This window comes from Rhodomicrobium sp. R_RK_3 (genome assembly GCF_002198715.1).
Taxonomy (GTDB): domain Bacteria; phylum Pseudomonadota; class Alphaproteobacteria; order Rhizobiales; family Rhodomicrobiaceae; genus R-RK-3.
Genome location: NZ_MWLK01000015.1, coordinates 293,412 through 316,148 on the forward strand (window position 1 = coordinate 293,412; position 22,737 = coordinate 316,148).

At 65.9% G+C, this 22,737-nt stretch carries 21 protein-coding genes; 7 read left to right on the plus strand and 14 right to left on the minus strand.

What is annotated here, in order from left to right; translation table 11 throughout:
• Positions 1-138 precede the first annotated feature (138 nt).
• The 4 genes from BLEFHOIH_RS08150 (at position 139) to hspQ (ending at position 3,579) form a co-directional block, all read left to right on the plus strand.
• Positions 139-477, plus strand: a complete 339-nt coding sequence (locus BLEFHOIH_RS08150; protein ID WP_088344208.1) for a P-II family nitrogen regulator — start codon at positions 139-141, stop codon at positions 475-477.
• Between the two features lie 13 nt (positions 478-490).
• Positions 491-1,939 (plus strand): ammonium transporter, encoded by a 1,449-nt coding sequence (locus BLEFHOIH_RS08155; protein ID WP_088344210.1) that lies wholly within the window; start codon positions 491-493, stop codon positions 1,937-1,939.
• Between the two features lie 182 nt (positions 1,940-2,121).
• Positions 2,122-3,174: a CoA ester lyase gene (locus tag BLEFHOIH_RS08160; protein ID WP_088344212.1), complete on the plus strand. Its 1,053-nt coding sequence runs from the start codon at positions 2,122-2,124 to the stop codon at positions 3,172-3,174.
• Positions 3,175-3,246: 72 nt separating this feature from the next.
• Positions 3,247-3,579, plus strand: coding sequence for a heat shock protein HspQ (gene hspQ, locus BLEFHOIH_RS08165; protein WP_088344214.1), 333 nt, complete (start codon positions 3,247-3,249; stop codon positions 3,577-3,579).
• Positions 3,580-4,158: 579 nt separating this feature from the next.
• Here the strand turns inward: hspQ and BLEFHOIH_RS08170 are convergent.
• From BLEFHOIH_RS08170 to BLEFHOIH_RS08180, 3 genes are read right to left on the minus strand one after another with little or no spacing between them, the layout of a single operon-like run.
• Positions 4,159-4,479: a YnfA family protein gene (locus tag BLEFHOIH_RS08170; RefSeq protein ID WP_088344216.1), complete on the minus strand. Its 321-nt coding sequence runs from the start codon at positions 4,477-4,479 to the stop codon at positions 4,159-4,161.
• A 9-nt stretch (positions 4,480-4,488) separates the two neighbouring features.
• A complete protein-coding gene (aroB, locus tag BLEFHOIH_RS08175; protein WP_088344217.1) occupies positions 4,489-5,634 on the minus strand; it encodes a 3-dehydroquinate synthase in 1,146 nt (381 codons plus the stop codon).
• Positions 5,635-5,668: 34 nt separating this feature from the next.
• Positions 5,669-6,235 (minus strand): shikimate kinase, encoded by a 567-nt coding sequence (locus BLEFHOIH_RS08180; protein WP_245296909.1) that lies wholly within the window; start codon positions 6,233-6,235, stop codon positions 5,669-5,671.
• Positions 6,236-6,781: 546 nt separating this feature from the next.
• Here BLEFHOIH_RS08180 and BLEFHOIH_RS08190 point away from each other — a divergent pair.
• Both BLEFHOIH_RS08190 and BLEFHOIH_RS08195 read left to right on the plus strand, forming a co-directional pair.
• Entirely contained in the window at positions 6,782-7,771 is a 990-nt protein-coding gene (locus BLEFHOIH_RS08190) for a tyrosine recombinase (RefSeq protein ID WP_088344223.1), read from the plus strand.
• A gap of 129 nt (positions 7,772-7,900) precedes the next feature.
• On the plus strand, positions 7,901-8,860 hold the full coding sequence (locus BLEFHOIH_RS08195) for an acetyl-CoA carboxylase carboxyltransferase subunit alpha (protein WP_088344225.1): 960 nt from the start codon (positions 7,901-7,903) through the stop codon (positions 8,858-8,860).
• A gap of 578 nt (positions 8,861-9,438) precedes the next feature.
• Here BLEFHOIH_RS08195 and secD read toward each other — a convergent pair.
• Together secD and BLEFHOIH_RS08205 are read right to left on the minus strand one after the other, a co-directional pair.
• Complete coding sequence (secD, locus tag BLEFHOIH_RS08200; protein ID WP_088344227.1) at positions 9,439-11,955, minus strand: protein translocase subunit SecD; 2,517 nt, start codon at positions 11,953-11,955, stop codon at positions 9,439-9,441.
• A 77-nt stretch (positions 11,956-12,032) separates the two neighbouring features.
• The gene (locus tag BLEFHOIH_RS08205) at positions 12,033-12,395 is read right to left on the minus strand and encodes a hypothetical protein (protein ID WP_125461629.1); all 363 of its coding nucleotides are present in this window, start codon (positions 12,393-12,395) and stop codon (positions 12,033-12,035) included.
• A 174-nt stretch (positions 12,396-12,569) separates the two neighbouring features.
• Between BLEFHOIH_RS08205 and BLEFHOIH_RS08210 the strand changes: the two genes are divergently transcribed.
• A complete protein-coding gene (locus BLEFHOIH_RS08210; protein WP_088344231.1) occupies positions 12,570-13,283 on the plus strand; it encodes a DUF1003 domain-containing protein in 714 nt (237 codons plus the stop codon).
• Between the two features lie 4 nt (positions 13,284-13,287).
• Here BLEFHOIH_RS08210 and BLEFHOIH_RS08215 read toward each other — a convergent pair whose 3' ends face one another.
• The 9 genes from BLEFHOIH_RS08215 to BLEFHOIH_RS08255 all read right to left on the minus strand — a co-directional run bounded on the left by BLEFHOIH_RS08215 (position 13,288) and on the right by BLEFHOIH_RS08255 (position 22,512).
• Positions 13,288-13,839 carry an NADH-quinone oxidoreductase subunit B family protein gene (locus BLEFHOIH_RS08215; protein WP_088344233.1) on the minus strand — a complete coding sequence of 184 codons (552 nt, stop codon included), beginning with the start codon at positions 13,837-13,839 and terminating at the stop codon, positions 13,288-13,290.
• Positions 13,840-14,017: 178 nt separating this feature from the next.
• Positions 14,018-15,511 carry an NADH-quinone oxidoreductase subunit C gene (locus BLEFHOIH_RS08220; protein ID WP_088344235.1) on the minus strand — a complete coding sequence of 498 codons (1,494 nt, stop codon included), beginning with the start codon at positions 15,509-15,511 and terminating at the stop codon, positions 14,018-14,020.
• Between the two features lie 12 nt (positions 15,512-15,523).
• Positions 15,524-16,984 (minus strand): hydrogenase 4 subunit F, encoded by a 1,461-nt coding sequence (locus tag BLEFHOIH_RS08225; protein WP_088344237.1) that lies wholly within the window; start codon positions 16,982-16,984, stop codon positions 15,524-15,526.
• Positions 16,981-17,643 carry a hydrogenase-4 component E gene (locus tag BLEFHOIH_RS08230; protein ID WP_088344239.1) on the minus strand — a complete coding sequence of 221 codons (663 nt, stop codon included), beginning with the start codon at positions 17,641-17,643 and terminating at the stop codon, positions 16,981-16,983. Before BLEFHOIH_RS08230 ends, BLEFHOIH_RS08225 begins: the two co-directional genes overlap by 4 nt.
• The gene (locus BLEFHOIH_RS08235; RefSeq protein WP_088344241.1) at positions 17,643-18,596 is read right to left on the minus strand and encodes an NADH-quinone oxidoreductase subunit H; all 954 of its coding nucleotides are present in this window, start codon (positions 18,594-18,596) and stop codon (positions 17,643-17,645) included. Before BLEFHOIH_RS08235 ends, BLEFHOIH_RS08230 begins: the two co-directional genes overlap by 1 nt.
• Complete coding sequence (hyfB, locus tag BLEFHOIH_RS08240) at positions 18,587-20,599, minus strand: hydrogenase 4 subunit B (protein ID WP_088344242.1); 2,013 nt, start codon at positions 20,597-20,599, stop codon at positions 18,587-18,589. The genes BLEFHOIH_RS08235 and hyfB overlap by 10 nt, the downstream gene beginning before the upstream one ends.
• A gap of 28 nt (positions 20,600-20,627) precedes the next feature.
• Positions 20,628-20,873 (minus strand): helix-turn-helix transcriptional regulator, encoded by a 246-nt coding sequence (locus BLEFHOIH_RS08245; RefSeq protein ID WP_088344244.1) that lies wholly within the window; start codon positions 20,871-20,873, stop codon positions 20,628-20,630.
• A gap of 203 nt (positions 20,874-21,076) precedes the next feature.
• On the minus strand, positions 21,077-22,288 hold the full coding sequence (locus BLEFHOIH_RS08250) for a cytochrome P450 (protein WP_088344246.1): 1,212 nt from the start codon (positions 22,286-22,288) through the stop codon (positions 21,077-21,079).
• An 11-nt stretch (positions 22,289-22,299) separates the two neighbouring features.
• Positions 22,300-22,512 carry a ferredoxin gene (locus tag BLEFHOIH_RS08255; protein ID WP_088344336.1) on the minus strand — a complete coding sequence of 71 codons (213 nt, stop codon included), beginning with the start codon at positions 22,510-22,512 and terminating at the stop codon, positions 22,300-22,302.
• Between the last annotated feature and the right edge of the window lie 225 nt (positions 22,513-22,737).

A 22,737-nucleotide genomic window follows, 5' to 3' on the forward strand; every position in this document is an offset into this window, starting at 1 on the left:
AAGGCGTAACGCTAGTCAAAGCGCTTGGCACGGCTTTTGATTATAACTCAGGTGGCTGAGGCTGGATAAATAGCGCTTTTCGCGTGTCCCGCCGAGGCCGCCAAGGCTGGGCTGCAATAAATTTAAGGGAGAATTTTGATGAAATTGGTGATGGCCGTCATCAAGCCCTTCAAGCTCGACGAGGTGCGGCAAGCCCTCACCGACATCGGCATTCAGGGAATGACCGTCACTGAAGTCAAGGGCTATGGGCGACAGAAAGGGCACACCGAGATCTATCGCGGGGCCGAATACGAAGTGACATTCGTACCCAAGCTCAAGATCGAAGTGGTGGTGCCTTCCGCGTCGGTCGACAAGGTCATTGAAACGATCTCCTCGGTCGCCAAGACCGGACAGATCGGGGATGGAAAGATCTTTGTGCTCGGCATTGACCAATCCATCCGCATTCGGACCGGAGAGACCGACGAGGACGCACTCTAATCAGGGGAAATAGATGAAAAGAACAGCATATACACTTGCCGCGGCGCTGGGGGGCCTTGCGCTCGGCACGCTGCTGCTAACAGGCGCGGCTTACGCGCAAACACCGCCCGCACCGACATTGTCCTTCAACAAGGCGGACGACGCCTGGATGATGATCAGCACGGCGCTGGTGCTGATGATGACCGTACCCGGCCTTGCCCTGTTCTACGGCGGCATGGTGCGCGGGAAGAACATGCTTTCCATGATCACCCAGGTGCTGGCGATCCAGTGCATCGTCTGCGTGGTCTGGTTCCTGTGGGGCTACAGCCTCGCCTTCACGGAAGGCTCCGGCCTCCTGGCGCCGTTCGTCGGCGGCTTGAGCAAGGCCTTCCTGTCGGGTGTCGAAATTGCGAGCAAGGTCGAAACCTTCTCTCTCGGCGTCGGCATTCATGAACTGGTGTTCGTCTGCTTTCAGATGACCTTCGCCGCCATCACCACGGCGCTGGCCATCGGCGGCTTCGCCGAGCGCACCAAGTTCTCCGCCATCGTCCTCTTCGCCATCCTGTGGCCGACGCTGGTCTACTTCCCGATTGCCCATATGGTTTGGTTCTGGCCGGGCCCATCGGGCATTGCAACGGGCGTCGCGACCGACACGGCCGGCTTCTCTTGGCAGCTCGGCGCTCTCGACTTCGCGGGCGGCACCGTGGTGCATATCAATGCCGGTATCGCCGGTTTCGTTGGCGCATTGCTGCTCGGCCGCCGCGTCGGCTTCGGCAAGGAGGCGATGCCTCCGCATTCGCTCACCCTCACCATGGTCGGCGCCTCGCTGCTGTGGGTCGGCTGGTTCGGCTTCAATGCCGGCTCCAACCTGGAAGCGAACGAATATGCCGTACTGGCCATGGCCAACACCTTCATCGCCACCGCGGCAGCCGGCCTCTCCTGGATGTTCACGGAATGGCTGGTCAAGGGTAAGCCGAGCCTGCTCGGCCTTGCCTCGGGCGTCGTCGCCGGCCTCGTGGCCGTCACGCCGGCCTCGGGCTTCGGCGGCCCCATGGGCACCCTGGTGCTCGGCCTCGTCGCCGGTATCGTCTGCTTCTTCTTCTGCACGGCGGTCAAGAGCGCGCTCGGCTATGACGACACGCTCGACGTGTTCGGCGTCCATGCGGTCGGCGGCATCGTCGGCGCTCTCGGCACCGGCATCGTCGTCGATCCGGCGCTCGGCGGCGCGGGCATCGTCGACTACACCAAGTGCGAAGTGGCCAACGGCGCCTTCACCGGCGTTTGCGGCGCGCTCGACTACAACATGGTCTCGCAAGTCATCATCCAGGCCAAGGCCGTGCTGATGACGCTGGCCTGGTCGGGCATCGGCAGCTTCATCGTCTACCTGATCATCGGCGTCCTGGTCGGCCTGCGCGTCTCGGAAGAGACCGAACGCGAAGGTCTCGACATCGGCGCCCATGGCGAACGCGCCTACAATCAGTAGGTCTTGAGCAAGGGGCGCATCGGCGGCAATGCCGGTGCGCCCCCTTCTGAAACGCCCGGTATGGGCCCTGTATCGGGGATTTACCGGATGCTCGCATCTCGCTTGCAGGTGCGGACGGCTCCTGTCATCGTCGGCGTCGCGCAGCGGAAGGCGCCAGCGCAACCGACCATGGGAGATGGCCGATGGCATCGACGAGAACGCCCCGAAAATTCTTCGCTCCCCTGGCCATCGGCGCCCCGGCGCCCATGCGCGAGCGCCCCGCGCGCCTCGAGCGCATGATCCATTTCATCCCGCCTCACGTCGAAAAGCTGCGCAGCCGCGCCGGCGAGATCGCGCGCCAGGTCGACGTGGTGCTCGGCAATCTGGAGGACGCCATCCCCGCCGACGCCAAGGAAGCGGCGCGGCGCGGCTTCATCGAAATGGCCGCCGCCCATGATTACGGCGCAACCGGCCTGTGGACGCGCATCAACTGCCTGAACAGCCCCTGGGCATTGGACGACATCCTGGAGATCGTCCCCGCCGTGGGCAGCAAACTCGACGTCATCATGCTGCCCAAGGTCGAGGGGCCCTGGGACATCCATTATCTCGACCAGTTGCTCGCCCAGCTCGAGGCCAAGGCCGGCATCGGGCGGCCGATCATGATCCACGCCATCCTGGAGACGCCCGAGGGCGTCAACAATATCGAGGACATCGCGGCGGCGAGCCCCCGCATGCACGGCATGAGTCTGGGCCCGGCCGATCTGGCCGCCTCGCGCGGCATGAAGACGACGCGGGTCGGCGGCGGGCACCCGGCCTACGGCGTGCTGGCCGATCCGGGCGCGGAGGGCGCGCCGCGCGCTTTCTTCCAGCAGGACCTCTGGCATTACACGGTCGGGCGCATGGTCGATGCCTGCGCGGCTTATGGGCTCGATGCCTTCTACGGTCCGTTCGGCGATTTCTCCGATCCCGAAGCCTGCGAAGCGCAGTTCCGCAACGCCTTCCTGCAGGGCTGCGCCGGGGCGTGGTCGCTGCATCCGAGCCAGATCGCCATCGCCAAGCGCGTCTTCAGTCCCGACCCGGACGAAGTCGCCTTCGCCAAGAAAATCCTCGACGCCATGCCCGACGGCACCGGCGCCGTGCTGATCGAGGGCAAGATGCAGGACGACGCCACCTGGAAACAGGCCAAGGTGATCGTCGACCGCGCCCGGCTGGTGGCAGCGAAAGACCCGGAACTGGCAGCCCGTTACGGTCTGTAATCGCTCAGAATATTGACAGCCGCGGATCGGCGCGCGATATGGGCGGGCAGGATGACGGAAGCAGACTTAGACATGGTTGACCGTAAGAAGGCTAAGTTCCAGCTCGGACAGGTTGTCCGTCATCGGTTTTTCCCGTTTCGCGGCGTGATTTTCGACGTCGACCCGGAATTCGCCAATACGGAAGAGTGGTGGCAGTCCATCCCCTCCGAGATCCGCCCGCGCAAGGACCAGCCCTATTACCACCTGCTCGCCGAGAATGACGAGACGGAATATGTGGCCTATGTCTCCGAGCAGAATCTGCTCGCCGACACCTCCGGCGAGCCGCTCCGCCACCCGCAGATCCCCGAGCTGTTCGACGATCTGCAGGACGGGGTGTATCGCAGCCGCTACGTGCAGGAGCATTGAGTAGGCCGGAGCGGCTGCTTATCCTGACGTGTTTCGTCGTCCCGGACGCCGCGAAGCGGTGAGCCGGGACCCAATCCCGCATCCGCAAGCATTGCGGCAAGAGGAGAGGCGAGTGGGCCCCGGCTCTTACGGCCGGGGCAACGGGGAGAGGTTTGGAGAGAGCGATGCCCACCTTCGCCGCATGTTCGGCCGCTGGCGGCTCAACATTCGCAGCAGGACTCCCTCTCCCATTGAAGACCTTTGCAAAACTTCGATCCCTTCGCCCCGGCCGTTAGAGCCGGGGCCCACTCGCCTCTGCACTTGCCGCAGCAATAGCGGAAATATGATTGGGTCCCGGCTCGGCCTGACGGCCGTCCGGGACGACGGGGAGAGGACCTTCGATACGCAAAGGTCTCCATTGGGAGAGGGCTGGGGTGAGGGGGTAATGCCTCTCGATGATTTGATGCTTGTAAAAGAATTCCCGGATGAGACGGTGTGGCTCACCGATCGTTTGTAACCCCTCCCGGCACTCTTGCAGCGCGCCACCCTCTCCCACTGGGAGAGGGTTATGCTGCGGCACGCCGGAAAGGATTTGCCCCCTTAACGCGGCCCCGCCACGATCACGGCGGCGCCGGCGAGGCAGATCAGCACGCCCGTCACGTCCCAGCGGTCCGGGCGGGCGCCTTCGACGGCCCAGAGCCAGAGCAAGGAACTCGCGATATACACACCGCCATAGGCCGCGTAAGCGCGTCCGGCGGCATCGGTCTCGACCAGGGTCAGCAGATAGGCGAACAGGATCAGCGAGGCGATGCCCGGCACGGTCCACAGCACCGATTTGCCGAGCCGCAGCCACGCCCAGAACGCAAAACAGCCGCCGATTTCGGCAAGCGCGGCAAGCACATAGGCGGCAACGGTCTGCATCTGGCCCGCTCAAGCCCCGCAACGCGCCTTCAGGAAGGCCAGCAGCCGCTCGGGCTCGACGGCATCGGAGGTGAAGGCCTCGCCGATGCCGCGCACCAGGATGAAGGCGAGCCGCCCGGCCTTGGCCTTCTTGTCCTGCGCCATCAGCGCGACCAGTTCCTCCGCGCGCGGCAGCGCTCCGCCCGTCATCGCGGCGACGTCCCTGATCCGCGCGGGCAGCCCGACCGCCGTCAGATGCGCGGCGACGCGGTCCGCGAGGCCGGCCGGGCAAAGCCCCAGCTCCTCCGACATCTCGAAGGCCAGCACCATGCCGATGGCGATGGCCTCGCCATGCAGCAGCTTGGCCGAATAGCCCGCCCAAGCCTCCAGCCCATGCCCAAACGTATGGCCGAGATTGAGCAGGGCGCGGCGGCCCCATTCGGTCTCGTCCTCGGCGACGATGGCGGCCTTGGCGCGACAGCTCGTCTCGATGGCGGTCAGCCGGGCGGCGTCGTCGCCCTCGAAAATGCCGGCCCAATGCGTCTCCAGCCAGTCGAAGAAGCCGGCATCGCCCAGCAGCCCGTATTTCACCACCTCGGCATAGCCGGAGCGCATTTGCCGCGCGTCGAGCGTGTCGAGCACATCGGTGTCGATCAGCACGAGGCTCGGCTGGTGGAACGCCCCGATCAGGTTCTTGCCGTGGCTGGTGTTGATGCCGGTCTTGCCGCCGATGGAGGAATCCACCTGCGACAGCAGCGTCGTCGGGATCTGCACGAGGCGTACGCCGCGCTTCAGGATGCTGGCTGCAAAGCCGGCAAGGTCGCCGATGACGCCGCCGCCGAGCGCGATCACCACATCGCGGCGCTCCAGCCCCTGGTCGAGCAGCGCATCGCAAAGTTTTTGAAGCTGCGGAAAACTCTTGGTCGCCTCGCCCGCCGGCATCACCGCCTCGCCGACGCGAAGACCCGCCGCGCCAAGGCTCGACCGCACCGCGTGCAGATGCAGCCCCGCGACATACTCATCCGTCACCACCGTGCAGCGGGCCGGACCCATCGCCTTCACGGCCTCGCCTAGGTCGGCGAGCACCCCCGAGCCGATGGCGATGTCATAGGCCCGCGTGCCCAGCGGCACGTTGACCACCCGCGCGGCGCGCCCGCTCCAACTCACCTGTTCCATGCGTAAAACCGATCCGTTTGCCGCCCGCCGCCGCTCAGACCTCTCCGGCGCATTTGGGCGAATGGGCCAGCGCCTCGATGATCTCGCCGACGATGACCTCATGCGCCACATCGCGGCTGGCGACCGTTATATCCGCAAGCGCGTAGATCGGATAGCGCTCGGCGATCAGCTTTTCCATCACCGCGCGCGGATCGGAGGCGCGCAGCAGCGGCCGGGTGTCGCGGCGGGCAACGCGGTGCATCAGCAGATCGAGCTCGGCCTTCAGCCACACGGACACGCCGGTGGCGGCAATCCGCGCCCGCGTCTCCTCGTTCATGAAGGCGCCGCCGCCCGTCGCCAGCACCTTGCTGCCTTCATCCAGCAGCCGCGCGATCACCCGGCGCTCGCCGTCGCGGAAATAGGCTTCGCCGTTCTCCTCGAAGATTTCGTTGATGGTTTTACCGGCCGCCCGCTCGATTTCCTGGTCGGCATCGGCGAAGGGCAAGTCGAGCGTGGCGGCAAGACGCTTGCCGATAGCGGATTTGCCGGCCCCCATCAGGCCGATCAGCACCACCGGACGCTTGCCGAGGCCCTGCCGGGTCTTTTCGATTAGGTTCGTCACCCGCGCCTCAGCTCCGTTCTTCCTCTTCCGACAATCCCTTAGCCGTGCGAACGGCCCCGCCCTTGTTCCATAACTAATCGACCGGGTCGAACAAAAATGTCAACATTTCGGTGCCATTTTCATGTGGCGCTTGACAAACCCTGGCAGCTTTGTATCAGGCCATAATACTGCCAATATCGAGTAGGAAGATTAACTGGGATGCAATAAGACAATGCCAAGTCTGATACGCTTTCTGACGATGTGCGGTGTCGTGGTTGGGATTTTCTATGGCGGGGTCTATGTACTTGCCAAGTATTTTCAGCCCGAACCCAAGGAAATAACGAAAACGGTACGAAATCTGCAAGTGCGATAGCGCAGAAAAGCGTTTCGTTTGGCCTTGTTGCTCGCTTTGCATGCGAACTTAAGTTGAGGGGCGGGGGCGCTCCCTTGGCTTAGCATTCGCGATGCTTGTTCGCGCCTCGTAAGTAACCTACGGGTTAAGTTACGTATGCGGACAATTGCCTCGCCTATGCTTCGCAGGGACAACTTGGATTGATAGGTCGACACATGGAGCATATTCGGGGGGATAGAGGGCAGGCCAAGCTTGTCATCCTCGAGCGGTTTTTAGAAATGCTGAGTGCGGAACGCGGACATTCCGCCAATACGCTCGATGCTTATTCGCGGGATCTGACGAATTTCGCCAGCTTCGTGCATAAGCGCGATCGCGCACTCGAGGCGTCCACCACGGACGACATCACCAACTTCATCGCGCTGATGGTGGAAGAGGGCCTCGCGGCCTCGTCGCGAGCCCGCCGCCTGTCGGCGCTCAAGCAGTTCTTCCGCTTCCTGGTGGCGGAGGGGATTCGCAGCGACGATCCGGCCGGCATGGTCGGCGGACCGAAGCGCGAGGCGGCCTTGCCGAAAACCCTCAGCGTCGACGAGGTGGATCTGCTGCTCGCGGCGGCGCGCCGCAAGGTCGAGGAATCGCGCAACGGCCAGCGGGTGAAGGCGTTGCGGCTCTACTGCCTCCTGGAAATCCTCTATGCCACCGGCATGCGGGTGTCCGAGCTGGTGGCGCTGCCGCGTTCGGCCCTGATCGGCGACGAGCGCACCTTGACCATCAAGGGCAAGGGCGGACGCCAGCGCATGGTGCCGCTCAATCCGGCGGCGCAGGACGCGCTCGTGCTCTATCTGCGCGAACGCGACACCGCCATCGCCGCCGAACACGGCAATGGCGCGCTGAACGGATCATCGCCCTGGCTGTTCCCGTCCTGGGGCCAGCAGGGGCATCTGACCCGGCAGCGCCTGGCGCAGGAGCTGAAACTGCTCGCGCATCAGGCCGCCATCGAGCCGACCCGCGTCTCGCCGCACGTTCTGCGCCACGCTTTTGCCAGCCATATGCTGGAGCGCGGCGCCGATCTCAGGGCCCTGCAAAAGCTGCTCGGCCATGCGGACATCTCCACCACGCAGGTCTATACGCATATGCGCGAGGGGCATCTTCGCCGTATCGTGCATGAGCATCACCCGCTCAGCGAGCGCCAGCGGACGGAGGCCTGACGGCGAGGTCCGGCAAACGGCCGCGCTCTCGATCGCGGCTTGACAGACGTGGCGTTCGAACGCCACTTAGCGGGATTGCGGCGGCTCAGGCCGCCGTTCTCGTTCTTTTGACGCGCGGTCGAACAGCCCATGATGATACGCACCTATCTCGATTTCGAAAAACCCATCGCCGAGCTCGAAAGCAAGATCGAGGATCTGAAATCGCTGAAGGGCGACGACAATTCGGTCTCGATCGGCGACGAGGTCAAGCTGCTCGAAGACAAGGCCAAGACCGCCCTGCAGGAGACCTATGCCAAGCTCACCCCTTGGCAGAAGACCCAGGTCGCCCGTCATCCCGACCGGCCGCACTGCCTCGACTATATCAAGGCGCTGGTCGAAGATTTCGTGCCGCTCGCCGGCGACCGCTATTACGCCGAGGACATGGCCATCATCGGCGGCGTCGGCCGGTTTCGCGGGCGCTCGGTGCTCATCATCGGCCACGAGAAGGGCAGCGACACCCAGACGCGCCTGAAGCATAATTTCGGCATGGCCCGACCCGAGGGCTACCGCAAGGCGGTGCGGCTGATGAAGCTGGCCGAGCGTTTCGGCATGCCGATCATCAGCTTCGTCGACACGGCGGGCGCCTATCCCGGCATCGGCGCCGAGGAGCGCGGGCAGGCCGAGGCCATCGCCCGCTCGACCGATTGCTGCCTCGGCGTCACGGTGCCGATCATCGCGCTCGTCATCGGCGAGGGCGGTTCGGGCGGCGCGGTCGCCATCGCCACGGCGAACAAGGTTTTGATGCTGGAGCATTCGATCTACACCGTCGCCTCGCCGGAGGCCGCCGCGTCGATCCTATGGCACGACTCGGCGCGCGCCCAGGATGCCGCGACCAATATGAAGATCACGGCGCAGGATCTGTCGGCGATGGGCATCATCGACACCATCATCAGCGAGCCGGTCGGCGGCGCCCATCGCGACCGCACGGCGATCATGCGTCTTGCGGGCAACATGCTGGAGCGCGCCCTGCGCGAGTTCGACGGCATGTCCGGCGAGGAAATCCGCCGCGCCCGGCACGACAAGTTCCTGGCGATGGGCCGCACCCTTTAGGCCCGGAATTTCGACCGGATTGACGCACGGCATTACGCCCATGCCGCAGCCAAGCTCCCTCTCCCTTGGGAGACCTTTGCGTATCGAAGGTTCTCTCCCCGTCGTCCCGGACGGCCGTCAGGCCGAGCCGGGACCCAATCATATTTCCGCTATTGCTGCGGCAAGTGGAGAGGCGAGTGGGCCCCGGCCGTTANGGACCCAATCATATTTCCGCTATTGCTGCGGCAAGTGGAGAGGCGAGTGGGCCCCGGCTCTAACGGCCGGGGCGAAGGAATTGAAGTTTTGCAAAGGTCTTCTTGGGGAGAGGGCTGGGGTGAGGGGTTCGTGCCTCACGGCTGATTCTACACCCCCTCACCCGGCACGCTGACGCGCGCCACCCTCTCCCCACGGGAGAGGGTAGGGCCTCGGCGTTCCGGGCGACGAGGATTCTCGCGGCGTTCCGGGCCGATTCCCTTTGAATCTCGCGCCCTGATGCAAACAAGCGCGAGCACCCGCCAGCCATCCTCTCAATCCCTCCCTCCGCCGCAAAAAAAGAGGCCGGGCAATGCCCGGCCTCTCCCAATCCTTAACCTGCCGCCTCAGGCGGCCAGGGCCGGCGTCGCGCTTTCGACAATCTTGCCTTTGCGCAGGCGGTGCTCGCCCAGATTCAGCAGGATCGGCGCGGCGATGAAGATCGACGAGCTCGTCGCCAGCACCAAACCGAACATCAGCGTCAGCGCGAATTCCGCCAGCGCCGGGCCGCCGAACAAAGCGAGCGGGGCGATGGCCAGGAACAGCGCCAGCGAGGTGCCGATGGTGCGCGACAGCGTCTCGTTGATGGAGCGGTCGATCACCTCTTTCAGCGGCATCTGCCGGTATTTGCGCAGGTTCTCACGCACCCGGTCATAGACCACCACCTTATCGTTGATGGAGAAGCCCATGATGGTCAAGATCGCCGCGATCGAGGCGAGGTTGAACTCGAAGCCGGTCAGCGCCAGGAAGCCCAGCGTCTTGGTCAGATCGAGGAACATCGTCACGACCGCGCCGACCGCGAACGGCCATTCGAAGCGGAAGGTGATGTAGGCGAACATCGCGATGGCGGCGAAGCCGAGAGCGAGCAGGCCGCCATGCAGCAATTCTTGGCCGACGGTCGGGCCGACGACTTCGACGCGTCGGATCTCGCCGCCCGGCAGAGCCTGCTGGATCGCCTCGCGCGCCTTGGCGATGGCCGCCTGCTGGTCCGCATTCGAACCGTGCGGGGCATCGAAGCGGAACAGCACGTCCTGCGGGCTGCCGAATTGCTGCACCTGCACCGGTCCGAGGCCGATCGAGCCGACCTGCTGGCGCAGCGCGCCATAGTCGGCCGGGGTGGTCGCCCGCGCCTCGATGACGACGCCGCCCGCGAAGTCGACGCCCATCTTCAGGCCCGGATGGAACAGCAGCAGCAGCGAGATCAGGCTGATGGCGGCCGAGGCGATCAGGCCCGAATAGCGCGCCTTCATGAACTGGATCGACGTTGCATCCGGCAAGGCCCGGAAGCGCGTACCGATGGTCAGCGTCTTCGGCCGCGCGCGGCGCACCCAGAACGAGATCAGCAGCCTGACCAGGATCAGCGCCGTGAACATCGAGATCAGGATGCCGAGGCTGATGGTGATGGCGAAGCCGCGGATGGCGCCCGCCCCGGCGATGAACAGGATCAGCATCTTGATCAGGGTCGTGGCGTTGGCGTCCCAGATCGTGGTGAAGGCGCGCCGGAAGCCGCCCTCGATCGAGGTGATGACGCCCTTATTCGACTTCACCTCCTCGCGGATGCGCTCGTTGACGAGAATGTTGGCGTCGACGGCCATGCCGAGCGCCAAGAGGATACCGGCGATGCCGGGCAGGGTGAGCGTCGCGCCGAGGAAGGACAGGCCCGTGATGGTCAGTCCCAGATTGGCGATCAGCGCCACCGCCGCGTAGATGCCGAAGCGGCCATACATCGCGACCATCATGATGACGACGAGGGTGAAGCCGGCCATGATCGAATAAAGGCCGGCCTTGATGGCGTCGGCGCCGAGGCTCGGGCCGATGGAGCGTTCCTCGACCACGTTCAAAGGCGCGGGCAATGCGCCGGCCTTCAGCAGCACGGCGAGGTCATGCGCCTCATGGGCGGAGAAGTTGCCGCTGATCTGGCCTTGGCCGCCAAGGATCGGCGTGCGGATCACCGGCGCGCTGATGACCTTGCCGTCCAGCACGATGGCGAAGGGTTCGCCGACATGCTTGCTGGTGACGTCGCCAAAGCGCTTGGCACCGGTATAGTCGAGCTGGAAGGTCACCACCCAGCCGCCCTCGCGCTTGTCGAGCAGGGCGGAGGCGCCGGTCAGATTGGCGCCGTCGACTTCGACATGCTTCAGGACGACCGCGCTGCGATCGCCATGCGTGCCGTCGGCATAGGGCAGGCGCTCGCTGTCGGGGCCGGCTTGCGAGCCTTGCGGCGCGACGAGGCGGAAGGTCATCTTGGCGGTCGAGCCGAGCAGGCGCTTGATGCGGTCGGGATCGGAGATGCCGGGCAGCTCGACCAGGATGCGGCCCTGGCCCTGGCGCGCGACCACCGGCTCGTTGACGCCGGTCTCGTCCATGCGGCGGCGCACGATCGGGATCGACTGCGTCGCGGCGGTGTTGGCGAGTTCGCTGACGACGCCGTCGCCGATGGTCAGCGTCATGCGGTTGGCTTCGCTGGTGGTGGTCCAGATCAGCGAACGGCTCGGCGGCTCGCTGCGCTGGTCGAGAATTTCCTTCAGCGCGTCACGGGCCTGGGCGAGCTGTTCCGGGCTCTGGAACGCCATGGCGATGCTCTTGCCCTGGACGTTGACCTGCTGGCCGCGAATGCCGGCGCCTGACAGGGTTTTAATGATCTGCACGCGCGTATTGGCGAGCTTTTCCTTCAGCAGCGCGTCCATGTCGACTTCGAGCAGCAGGTAGGAGCCGCCTTGCAGGTCGAGGCCGAGATTGACGCGGGGCTGCGGAACCCAGGAGGGCAAAGTGCCGGGTTTCAACAGGCTTGGAATGGCTAGGACAAAGCCGAGCAGGCAGACGCCCAGAATGAGGGCCGCCTTGGTGCGGGAAAAGACGAGCATGGTAAATCCTTCGATCGGTAGCGGCCCGCGCGCTCGACACATCGAGGCGGGCAAAATCCGGTGGCGGTGCTAAGCGCTCAGATCGCAGGCGGCGCGCGGCTCTTGCCGGAGCGGACGAGGCGCGCCGGCCGGATCAGGATTTCGGCCGGAGCGACCAGCCCCGCATCGGAGCCGGAGGCCGGGAAAAAAGCGAAATCGGTGATAAAGGCGAATTTGCCGGGGCTGCCGTCATCCGCGCCGTCGAGCTTGGCGGAGGGCGATTGCGGCAGATCCCGCTTGAACTTCACCGCCGCTTCGAGCTGGCCGCCATGATCCTTGGCGACGCGCGTGCCCTCCGACTGCGGCGCCGCCGTCAGATTGAGCGACGTGGTCAGCACAAAAGCCACCGCCGTCAGGAGGCGATGCCAGAAAAGCTGGATTGTGCTGCGTCGCGCCGTCATCGGCATCTTTCAGACACTGCGTTCGTCCGGACGATAGAGCTATTTCCGCGCAAAGGATATTGGGATTTGTGCGCGGAGTATAAAGCCGGGCCGGGCATGATGGTGAAAATGGTTAAGGGCCGGCCTATATCACCCAGACCATTCAACGGATTGACAGATATTCGGCGGGACAGCATGGGGCAACATCTGCACACTCAAAAATGTGGCGTCTGCGGCTCGGAAAAGCAGGCGGGCGCCTGTGTGCCGGTCGAAGCGGTCCGGCCTGAACTTGCGGAAATCATCGCCAAGGACCGGCCGGATTGGGCGGCGACCGGCTATCTGTGCCGCACGGATCTGGCCAAATACCGCCGCCAATATGTCAGCGAGCTGATGCATAAGGAGCGCAGCGACCTGTCCAGCCTCGACAAGGCCGTCATCGCCTCGATCGCCGAGCAGGACACGCTGACGCAGAATGTCGAAACCGCGTTCGACGCGCATCTGACGGTGGGGGACCGCTGGGCCGACCGGGTGGCTTCCTTCGGCGGAAGCTGGATGTTCATCGGCCTGTTTGCCGCCGTGGTGGTCCTGTGGATGGCCGGCAACGCCGCGCTATTCGTGGCGCATCCTTTCGATCCCTATCCGTTCATCCTGCTCAATCTGCTGTTGTCTTGCATCGCCGCCGTGCAGGCCCCGCTGATCATGATGAGCCAGCGCCGCCAGGAGGCGAAGGACCGCCTGCGCTCGCAAAATGATTACAGCGTCAACCTGAAGGCCGAGCTGGAAATCCGGCTGCTGCACGAGAAGCTGGATCATCTGCTGGTGCGGCAATGGGAGCGGCTGGCCGAAATCCAGCAGATGCAGCTCGACATGATGGAGGAGATCGCGCAGGAGCGGCCGAGAAAGCGCTGAGCGGTCAGCCCGAGACGGCCCGGCTCTCGACCAGGGCGATCAGCCCCTGCAGCAAGGCCGTCGGGCTGGGCGGGCAGCCGCGGATGTGCAGATCGACCGGGATGACCGCGCCGACGCCGCCGGCGCAGGCATAGCCGCCGGCAAACAGCCCGCCATCGAAGGCGCAGTCGCCGACCGCCACCACCCATTTCGGCGAGGGCGTGGCATTGTAGGTGCGCTCCAGCGCCTCGCGCATGTTGAGAGTGACGGGGCCGGTGACCATCAGCACATCGGCATGGCGCGGCGAGGCGACGAAGCGCAGGCCGAAGCGTTCCAGGTCGTAATAGACATTGCCGAGCGCATGGATTTCCAGCTCGCAGCCATTGCAGGAGCCGGCATCGACCTGCCGGATCGACAGGCTGCGCCCGAGTGCGCGGCGGGAGGACAGGTCGAGCCGCGCGGCGAGTTCGGTGAGCTCGGCGGCCGGACCTGGCAGCGGCGGTTCGGTCAGCGGCGGGCTGAACAGGCTTTTTAGGAGCGGCGGGCTGAACAGGCTTTTTAGGAGGAGTTTGCGCATGGGGCGGCCCTATCTCCTGTCGCGCGGGCGCGATCCGCTGCGGCCAGCCACGCCCCCGGCCGTAATCCCCGCGAAGGCGGGGACCCAGTACGCCTCAGCGTGAGCGGTCGGGCAGATAGCCAATATCGAGTTTGTGAATACTGGATCCCCGCCTTCGCGGGGATTGCGTGAGTGCGGGTTAGAGGTCATGGCCGGAATAGGAGCAGTTGAAGGATTTATTCAGCAGCGGGAAGTCGGCAACGATATTGCCTTCGATGGCGGCTTCGAGCAGCGGCCATTGGAACCAGGACGGATCGCGCAGATGGCAGCGGGCGACGGTCCCGTCCGGGCCAAGGCGTACCCAGGCGAGAATGTCGCCGCGAAAGCCCTCGACGAGTGACAGCCCCTCGGCGCCCTCCGGCGAAGGCGGCAAGGCGGCGCGCACTGGGCCATCCGGCAATCGCGCCAGAAGCTGCTCGATGATGGCGAAACTCTGCCGAGCCTCTTCGATGCGCAGCCAGACGCGGGCATTGACATCGCCTTCGGTGCGGCCGGGCACGTCGAAGGCGAGCTGATCGTATGGCGCATAGCCCGGAGAGCGGCGGGCATCGAAGCCGCGCCCGGAGGCGCGGCCGACAAAACCGCCCGCGCCATATTGACGGGCCAGCTCCGCCGTCAGCACGCCCGTCCCGACCGTGCGGTCCTGCAGCGACACGGTGTCGTCATAGATACGGACGAGCGGCGGGAGATGCGCCCGCAGATCGGCGAGCAGGCCGCGCAACCGGCCAATGCCCTCGCTGCCGAGATCGGCGGCGACGCCGCCCGGCACGACGCGGTCCATCATCAGCCGGTGGCCGAAACAGGCATCGGCGGCGCGCAGGACGCGCTCGCGCAGGGCGCCGAAATGGGCGTGCAGCAGCGAGAAGGAGGCGTCGTTGCAGATCGCGCCGATATCGCCGAGATGGTTGGCGATGCGCTCCAGTTCGGCCATCACCGCGCGAAGCCAGACGGCGCGGGCGGGCGCTTCCGCGCCGCTCGCCATCTCGACCGCCCGGGCGAAGGCGATGGCATAGGCGACTGTGCTGTCGCCGGAGACGCGGCCAGCGAGCTTTGCCGCGCGCTCGAGCGGCGCCCCGCTCATCAGCCCGTCAATGCCCTTATGCACATAGCCGAGCCGTTGCTCGAGCCGCACCACGGTCTCGCCATTGGCGGTGAAGCGGAAATGCCCCGGCTCGATGATGCCCGCATGGACCGGGCCGACCGGGATCTGATGCATCGGCGGCCCCTCCGCCGGGCGGAACGCATAGGCGAGCGGCGCATCGGGCGAGGGCACGCGGGCGCCGAGCGGATGCGTCACGCCCCAGCGGCCATGATCGAGCCAGGGCCGCTCATCCGGCAAGCCTACGGGCACCAGCCCGTACAGGTCGCGCAGCGCGCGCTCCAGCCGCAGCGCGGGCGGATGGGTCAGGCCGACGGACGGATAGCGGCCATCCGGGCAGGCGATGCTCAGCACGCGCGGCGCGAAATCCGGCGCCCTGGCGACGGCCATATGCACCGCCTCGCCATCGCTCCACAGGCCGAGCATGACGCCGTTGCCGGCGGCGACCCAGAGCACGATCCGCCACCACGCCTCGGCATCGACGGTCACCCGCGACCAGGGCTCCTGAACGTCGATCGGCTCGATCTTGTCCATCGCAAAATTCCCCTAGCCCAGCAGCCGCGCGACATTCTGGAACCAGACCACCAACGGCGCCGGCAAGTAAATTCCCGCCGTCAGCACCAGCCCGAGATGCGCGAAGAGCGGCACGTAGGATGCCTTTACCGGCGCGGTGCTGCCGGCCGGCTCGCCGAAGGCCATCCCGGAAAGCCGCAGCATCAGCGCGCCGAACGCCACCAGCAGCCCGAACACCAGCGGTACGGCGAGCAGCGGCTCGCGCGCGAAGGTCGAGCTGACGATCAGGAACTCGCTCATGAACAGACCGAGCGGCGGCAGTCCGGCGATCGCCACGACACCGGCGACCAGCCCCCAGCCGAGCAGCGGGTGGCTCTCGGTCAGCCCGGTGATCTCGGACAGCCGCCGCGTCCCCTTGGCCTGGGTGATATGACCGACGGCGAAGAAGATCGCCGATTTGGTCAGGCTGTGCATGGTCATGTGCAGGAGGCCTGCGAAATTGGCGAGCGGCCCGCCCATGCCGAAGGCGAAGGTGATGAGGCCCATATGCTCGATGGAGGAATAGGCGAACAGCCGCTTGATGTCGCGGCGGCGGTAGAGCATGAAGCCGGCGAAGATGAGCGACAGGAGGCCGAGCGTCACCATCAGAGGCCCGGGCGAGATCGCCTCCGGATTGGCCGCCATCAGCATCTTGAAGCGCAGCACCGCGTAGAGGGCGACGTTGAGTAGCAGCCCCGACAGCACCGCCGAAATCGGCGTCGGGCCTTCGGCATGCGCGTCCGGCAGCCAGGCGTGCAGCGGCGCGAGGCCGACCTTGGTGCCGTAGCCGAGCATCAGGAAGATGAAGGCGACGTTGAGCAGGTCCGGGTTGAAGTCCTTTGCGTGCTCCACGAGCGCCGTCCAGACCATGGCGTCATGCCCCTCGCCGATGACCGGCCGCGCCGCCATGTAGACCAGGATGGTGCCGAACAGGGCCAGCGCGATGCCGACGCTGCCGAGGATGAAATATTTCCACGCCGCCTCGATCGCCGCGTGGGTGCGGTAGATGCCGACCATCAGCACGGTGGTCAGCGTGGCGATCTCGATGGCCACCCACATCACGCCGATATTGTTGGTGAGCAGAGCCAGGTTCATGGCGAACATCAGCGTCTGGTACATGGCGTGGTAGAAGCGCAGATTGGCGGGCGTCAGCCGTCCCGCCTCGAGCTCATGGCCGATATAGCTGGCGCTGAAGGCGCTCGTGGTGAAGCCGACGAAGGTGCCGAGCACGATGAAGACGACATTGAGGTCGTCCACCATCAGATAGCCGCCCGATGCGGGGCGCGCGGTCAGCAAGGTCAGCGCGGCGAGGAACGTCAGGAAGGCGGCGAGCACGTTGAGGCGCGCGGTCAGGCGGTAGCCGGGCATGAGCGCCAGGGCGACGGCCGACAAAGCGGGGATGACGATGATCGCCGTCGCGGGATTGAACGGCAGGCCGGCGGCGAAGGCGCTCACTGATTGCCCCCGCGATATTCGTCGAGCGCGCCGACATCGACCGTGTCGAAGCGCTCGCGGATGCGGAACAGGAAGACGCCGATGACGATGAAGGCGATCAGGACGGAGAAGGCGACGCTGATCTCGACCACCAGCGGCATCCCCCTGGCCCCGGTCGCGGCCAGGATCAGGCCGTTCTCCAGCGACATGAAGCCCACCACCTGACTGACCGCATTGCGCCGCGTCACCATCATCAGCATGCCGAGCAGCACGACGGAAAGGGCGAAGGCGAGGTCCTCGCGCGCCAGCGGATCGGCGTCGGCGGCGGCGCGCAGCATGACGGTCATCGACAGGGCGACGAGGCCGATGCCAAGCAGCATGGTCGGGCCGATGCCGCCGACGGCGTCGATGGAGCGATGCACGCCGAGCCGCACCACCATGCGGTCGAGCGCCAGCGGGATAATGATGGCCTTCAGGACCAGCGCGATGGCGGCGGTGATATAGAGATGCGGCGCCCCTTGCGCGTAAGCCTGCCAGGCGACGGAGGCCGAGAGCACGACGGCGTGCAGGGCGAAGACCCGGAGCAGGCCGGACATGCGGTCCTGATAGAGCAGCATGAAGCTGACCAGCACCAATCCGCCGGCGAGCATATGGGCAAGGTCGAGGGCGAATTTCCCCATCAGAAGCTCCGCGACACGAAGAGCAGCAGCGTGCCGAGCAGGCCGAGCATCAGCGCCGCGCCGAGGAATTCGGGCACGCGGAAGATGCGCATCTTGGCGATCGAGGTCTCGAACAGCACCATCAGGAAGGCGCCCGCGGTGAGCTTGGCCAGATAGGCGACGAGGCCGGCGGCATAGGCGGCGGGACTGGCGCCGGGCGCGGCGATACCCCAGGGCAGGAAGATGCAGGCGATCAGCGAGAGATAGAGCAGCAGTTTCAGCGCGGCGGCCATTTCGATGACGGCGAGATGGCGGCCGGAATATTCCAACACCATCGCCTCATGCACCATGGTCAGCTCCAGATGCGTCGCCGGATTGTCGACCGGAATGCGGGAGTTCTCCGCCAGCGTGACGATGATGAGGCCGGCGAGCGCCAGGCCGAGCGAAACGCGCAGCGAGCCGTGCGTCAGCATGAATTCGGCGATGGTGGAGAGCTGGGTCGAGCCCGCGACCAGAGCGACGGTGAAGACGATCATCATCATCGCCGGTTCGGCGAGGGAGGCGAACATCATTTCGCGGCTCGCCCCGAGGCCGCCGAAGCTGGTGCCGACATCCATGCCGACCAGGGCGAGGAACATGCGGGCGCTGCCGAGCAGGGCGATGATGGCGATGACGTCGGCGGCCCAACTGAAGGTGAGGCCGGCGGCGAAACTCGGCACCAGCGCGGCGGCGACCCAGGTGGCGGCGAAAATCATGTAGGGCGCGGCGCGGAACAGCCAGGAGGCGTTGTCGGCCAGCACGACCTCCTTGCGGGTGAGGCGGAGGAGATCGCGATAGGGCTGCAGCAGCGGCGGTCCCTGGCGCATCAGCAGCCGGGCTTTGACCTTGCGCGTGAAGCCGAGCAGCAGCGGGGCGAGCGCCAGCACCAGCAGCATCTGCGCGCCCTGCGCGGCGAGGTCGAGGATCAGGGCCATATTGCGATGATGAACAGGAGGGCGACCAGGGCGACGAAGACGAGGCTGAGATATTGCCGGATGGTCATGAACTGCAGCACGTTCAGCCGGTTGGCGGCGAATTGGATCGCTCCGGCGAGCGGCGCGTAGAGGCCGTCCCAGATCAGATCGTGCGTGCTGACATGGAGCCGCGCCGGACGCGCGTCGCCGGGCGGCGGCATGTCCACCTTCTCGCGGGCGAGGAAGGCGAATTCGCCGAAGACGCGGCGGATCGGCTGGGAAAAGCTGTCGGCGGTGTATTGCGCCGCCGGGCTCGGCTCGGGATAGCCGCAATCCCAGGCCGGCGCGCGGCGCAGCGCGCGCGAGGCGAGGCGGTGGATGGCTTCCGCCGCGACCAGCGCCGAGAGCGCGATGAAGAGGAAGACCAGGAGCCCGTTATAGGAGCTGCGGCTTTCGGCGATCGGCACGATGGAGAGCCAGGCATTCGTGCTTTGCTCCGGCATGTGCGCGCCGATTTGGGCCTGCACGACGGGCGCCATCGCGTCGATGATGAAGCCGGGGAGGATGCCGGCGGCGAGGCAGGCGGCGAGCAGCAGGCCCATGGCGGCGCGGGAGACCGGGTCGGTCTCGCGCGCAGCCGCCGCTTGCGGCGAGCGGGGGCGGCCGAGAAAGGCGATGCCGAAGGCGCGCACGAAGCAGGCGGCCGACAGCGCCGCGCCGAGCGCCAGCATCGCCCCGGCGGCGGGAACGATCAGCTTCAGCCCCCATTGCGGCAGGTTCGGGCTGAGCAGCACCGCCTGGAACAGCAGCCATTCGGACACGAAGCCGTTCAGCGGCGGCAGCGCCGAGATGGCGAGGCAGCCGCCGAGGACGAGGAAGGCCGTCTGCGGCATCGGATGGATTAGTCCGCCGAGCCTTTCGATGTCGCGCTCGCCCGTCGCGGTGAGAACGGCGCCCGAGCCGAAGAACAGCAGGCTCTTGAAGAAGGAATGGTTGAGCACATGCAGCAGCGCGGCGGTCAAAGCGAGCGCGGCGGCGCCCGCCATGCCGTTGGCCTTGAAGGCGAGCGCCAGCCCCAGGCCGACGAAGATGATGCCGACATTTTCGACGGTGCTGTAGGCGAGCAGCCGCTTCAGATCGCGCTCGACGGTGGCGTAGAGCACGCCGAGCACCGCCGTCGCCGCGCCGAGGCCGATGACGGGGATGCTCCACCACCATGCGGGCGGGCCGAGGAGATCGAAGACGATGCGGATGAAGCCGTAGATCGCGACCTTGGTCATGACGCCGCTCATCAGCGCCGAGACATGGCTGGGCGCGGCCGGATGGGCGAGCGGCAGCCAGACATGCAGCGGCGCAAGTCCCGCCTTCGATCCCGCGCCGATCAGCATCAGCATGAGCACGAGGCCGGGCAGCCAGTCGGCATGGCGCGCGCCCCTGATTTCGTCGAAGGCGTAGGCGCCGGTCGGGCCGGAGAGCAGGCCGAAGGCGAGCAGCAGGGCCAGTGTGCCGAACATCGCCATCAGGATGTAGATCGTGCCCGCGCGGGTGTTTTCCGGCTCGCGGTGATGCGAGACGACCAGCGCCCAGGAGGAGAGCGACATGAACTCCCAGGCGACCAGGAAGCTGAAGGCGTCGGCGGCGACGAGGACGAGGTTCATGCCGGCGAGAAAGGCGGGGTAGAAGGGCAGCACCCGCTCCGGCGCGGTCTCGTGCTGGCCGTAGCCGAGGGCATAGAGGCTGGCGCCGGCCGCGCCGAGATTGACGACGATCAGGAAGTAGGCGGCGAGCGCATCGAGGCGGAAATGCGCGCCGATCCAGGGCAGGCCGACGGGCAGCGTGATGGCGGACGGGACAGCGGGTCCGCCGAGCAGTTCACCCGCCGCGACGCCGAGAATGCCGAGGCTGACGGCGATGCAGCCCGCATAGATCAGCCGCGAGGCGCCGGGCGCGCGGGAGGTCGCCACGGCCAGCACGGCGAGGGCGAAATATGCCGCCACACCCCAGAGCACCGCCGCGATCGCCATCGAGCCTCACCCTCCGTGTTGCGCCGTCTCAGCTCAGGAGCCGGACGCCTCTGCCCTTGCCGTGGCTGACCGCGTCATCGCCGATGATTTCGAGGCCGGCGGCGTTCAGCGCCGCGATCAGCTTGGTCAGTGAATCCACATTGCCGCGAATGACGCCGTCGCTCGCCTCCATGCGCTGGATGGTCGGCACGGACAGGCCGGACAGTTCGGCCAGCTTGCGCTGGTCGATGCCGAGCAGCGCCCGGGCGGCGCGCAATTGCGCTGACGTAAGCATGTTTCAGACATCAGTTGTTAGCGCTGAGCCTTGAGAACAGCGTACAGGGACCGCAGTCCGGAACTCAAGCGGATTTATGCCGCAGTGGCTGGCGGGGCGATTCGGCTGTGGATGAAAGCGTCAGTTTCGATGGCAGGAAATAGCCGTGCGGGTGCAGCCGCCGCCCTCTCCGTCGCGGGAGGGCGGCGCGCGGAGCGGGCCGGTCATGCCGCCCCGAATATCACCGGCAGCGCGCGCGGGCCGCGCACCGTCCCCTCGGACCATGCCACCGCTTTCCCCGCATCCAGCCGGAACTGCGGGATACGCTTCAGCCATTCCTCCACCGCAACCGTCATCTCCATGCGGGCCAGGTTCGAGCCAACGCAGCGGTGGATGCCGAGGCCGAAGGCGGCGTGGCGGTTCTCCTTGCGGTCGATCAGCACCTTGTCGGCATCGGCGAACATGGCAGGGTCGCGGTTGGCGGCGGGGAAGGACAACAGCACCATATTGCCCGCCTTGATCGGGCAGCCATTGATCTCCGTATCCTTCATCACCTCGCGCGCCATGGTCACCGGGGCGAAAGCGCGCAGGAACTCCTCGATGGCGGTCGGCATCAGCTCGGGCTCGGCGATGAGGCGGCGCGCGTCCTCCGGCGTCCTGGCCAGATGCCAGAGGGCGGCACCGATGCCGCTCCAGGTGGTGTCGATGCCGGCGATCAGCAGCAGCCGCAACATGCCGATGCCGAGCTCCTCCGGGATGGTCTCGCCGTCGATCCGTGCGCCCATCACGCGGGTGATCAGGTCGTCACGCGGCGCGCCCTTGCGCTTGGCGATCTCGGCGATGAAATACTCCGTCATCTCCCCAAAGGCCCGCCACATGATCGCATCATCGGTGATGCCGAGTTCGAGAATCTCGTGGATCCAGCGGATATAGAGATCGCCGTCCTCCTCCGGCACGCCGAGCATGTGCGCGATCACCCGCACCGGGATGTGGCGCGTGTAGCGCTGCGCCGCGTCGCAATGGCCGTCGGCGATGAAGCCGTCGATCAGCTCGTTGCAGATCGCCCTCGCCTTGGGTTCGATGCGGGCGATCTCCTCGGGCAGGAAGGGCGGCAGCAGGATCTGCTTCAGCGCCTTGTGGCGCGGCGGATCGGAGGTGATCGGCGGGGCGGGAATGATGGTCTCGGCGCGGAATTCGCGCACCACCACCCGGCGCGAGGAGAAATGCTCGGTGTCATAGGCGATCGCCTTCACGTCCTCGTAGCGCGTCGGCAGATAGGCGCCCATGAAGCGCTTGGTATGGGCGATCGGGCATGTGCCGCGCAGCTCGTCCCAGATCGGATAGGGGTCGTTGCGCCAGCGCGGATCGAGATGGTCCCAGTCGGTGGTCCAGTCGGTCGCGGGAAGCCGGGCCACATTGGTGGTGGTGTCGGTCATGGCGCGCCTCCTCAAAGTTCGGTGAGGATGACGGCGAATTCGGGACAATTGGCGCGGGCGAGCGCGGCCTTGTCCTCGAGGCCGGGGGGCACGGCGCCGTCGCCGATTTCCCTGGCATTGCCGAACTCGCCCAGCTCGAACAATTCCGGCGCCAGCGCCTTGCAGCGATTGTGGCCCTGGCATCGGTCCTGATCGACATGCACCCGCATCGTGCTGTGAGACATGCGCTCCTCCTCCAAGCGGCGACTGACCGCTTTCGTTGATCGCCGCCCTCTTAGCGTGGCATTGCCATGCGATGGCCTCGCAATACTCCGTTGAGCTTGCGGTCATCATCCCGGACCGTCAAGTGCTCAATTGACGTTTACGTCACCCAAACGACGTAAACGGCGGTGCAAACCTGGGCGCTGTTAAGAGTTTTCACAATGTTTTCATCTATCTAAGGTTGAGTA

Excerpts from the sequence above, each read along its gene's own strand:
- BLEFHOIH_RS08220 (WP_088344235.1), bottom strand. The coding sequence starts at position 15,511 with ATGGACAAGATCGAGCCGATCGACGTTCAGGAGCCCTGGTCGCGGGTG.
- BLEFHOIH_RS08215 (WP_088344233.1), bottom strand. The coding sequence starts at position 13,839 with ATGCGCAAACTCCTCCTAAAAAGCCTGTTCAGCCCGCCGCTCCTAAAA.
- BLEFHOIH_RS08170 (WP_088344216.1), bottom strand. The coding sequence starts at position 4,479 with ATGCAGACCGTTGCCGCCTATGTGCTTGCCGCGCTTGCCGAAATCGGC.
- BLEFHOIH_RS08250 (WP_088344246.1), bottom strand. The coding sequence starts at position 22,288 with ATGACCGACACCACCACCAATGTGGCCCGGCTTCCCGCGACCGACTGG.
- BLEFHOIH_RS08155 (WP_088344210.1), top strand. The coding sequence starts at position 491 with ATGAAAAGAACAGCATATACACTTGCCGCGGCGCTGGGGGGCCTTGCG.
- BLEFHOIH_RS08235 (WP_088344241.1), bottom strand. The coding sequence starts at position 18,596 with ATGGCCCTGATCCTCGACCTCGCCGCGCAGGGCGCGCAGATGCTGCTG.
- secD (WP_088344227.1), bottom strand. The coding sequence starts at position 11,955 with ATGCTCGTCTTTTCCCGCACCAAGGCGGCCCTCATTCTGGGCGTCTGC.
- BLEFHOIH_RS08205 (WP_125461629.1), bottom strand. The coding sequence starts at position 12,395 with ATGACGGCGCGACGCAGCACAATCCAGCTTTTCTGGCATCGCCTCCTG.
- BLEFHOIH_RS08230 (WP_088344239.1), bottom strand. The coding sequence starts at position 17,643 with ATGGGGAAATTCGCCCTCGACCTTGCCCATATGCTCGCCGGCGGATTG.
- BLEFHOIH_RS08190 (WP_088344223.1), top strand. The coding sequence starts at position 6,782 with ATGGAGCATATTCGGGGGGATAGAGGGCAGGCCAAGCTTGTCATCCTC.
- BLEFHOIH_RS08195 (WP_088344225.1), top strand. The coding sequence starts at position 7,901 with ATGATGATACGCACCTATCTCGATTTCGAAAAACCCATCGCCGAGCTC.
- hspQ (WP_088344214.1), top strand. The coding sequence starts at position 3,247 with ATGGTTGACCGTAAGAAGGCTAAGTTCCAGCTCGGACAGGTTGTCCGT.
- hyfB (WP_088344242.1), bottom strand. The coding sequence starts at position 20,599 with ATGGCGATCGCGGCGGTGCTCTGGGGTGTGGCGGCATATTTCGCCCTC.
- BLEFHOIH_RS08255 (WP_088344336.1), bottom strand. The coding sequence starts at position 22,512 with ATGTCTCACAGCACGATGCGGGTGCATGTCGATCAGGACCGATGCCAG.
- BLEFHOIH_RS08150 (WP_088344208.1), top strand. The coding sequence starts at position 139 with ATGAAATTGGTGATGGCCGTCATCAAGCCCTTCAAGCTCGACGAGGTG.
- aroB (WP_088344217.1), bottom strand. The coding sequence starts at position 5,634 with ATGGAACAGGTGAGTTGGAGCGGGCGCGCCGCGCGGGTGGTCAACGTG.
- BLEFHOIH_RS08245 (WP_088344244.1), bottom strand. The coding sequence starts at position 20,873 with ATGCTTACGTCAGCGCAATTGCGCGCCGCCCGGGCGCTGCTCGGCATC.
- BLEFHOIH_RS08210 (WP_088344231.1), top strand. The coding sequence starts at position 12,570 with ATGGGGCAACATCTGCACACTCAAAAATGTGGCGTCTGCGGCTCGGAA.
- BLEFHOIH_RS08160 (WP_088344212.1), top strand. The coding sequence starts at position 2,122 with ATGGCATCGACGAGAACGCCCCGAAAATTCTTCGCTCCCCTGGCCATC.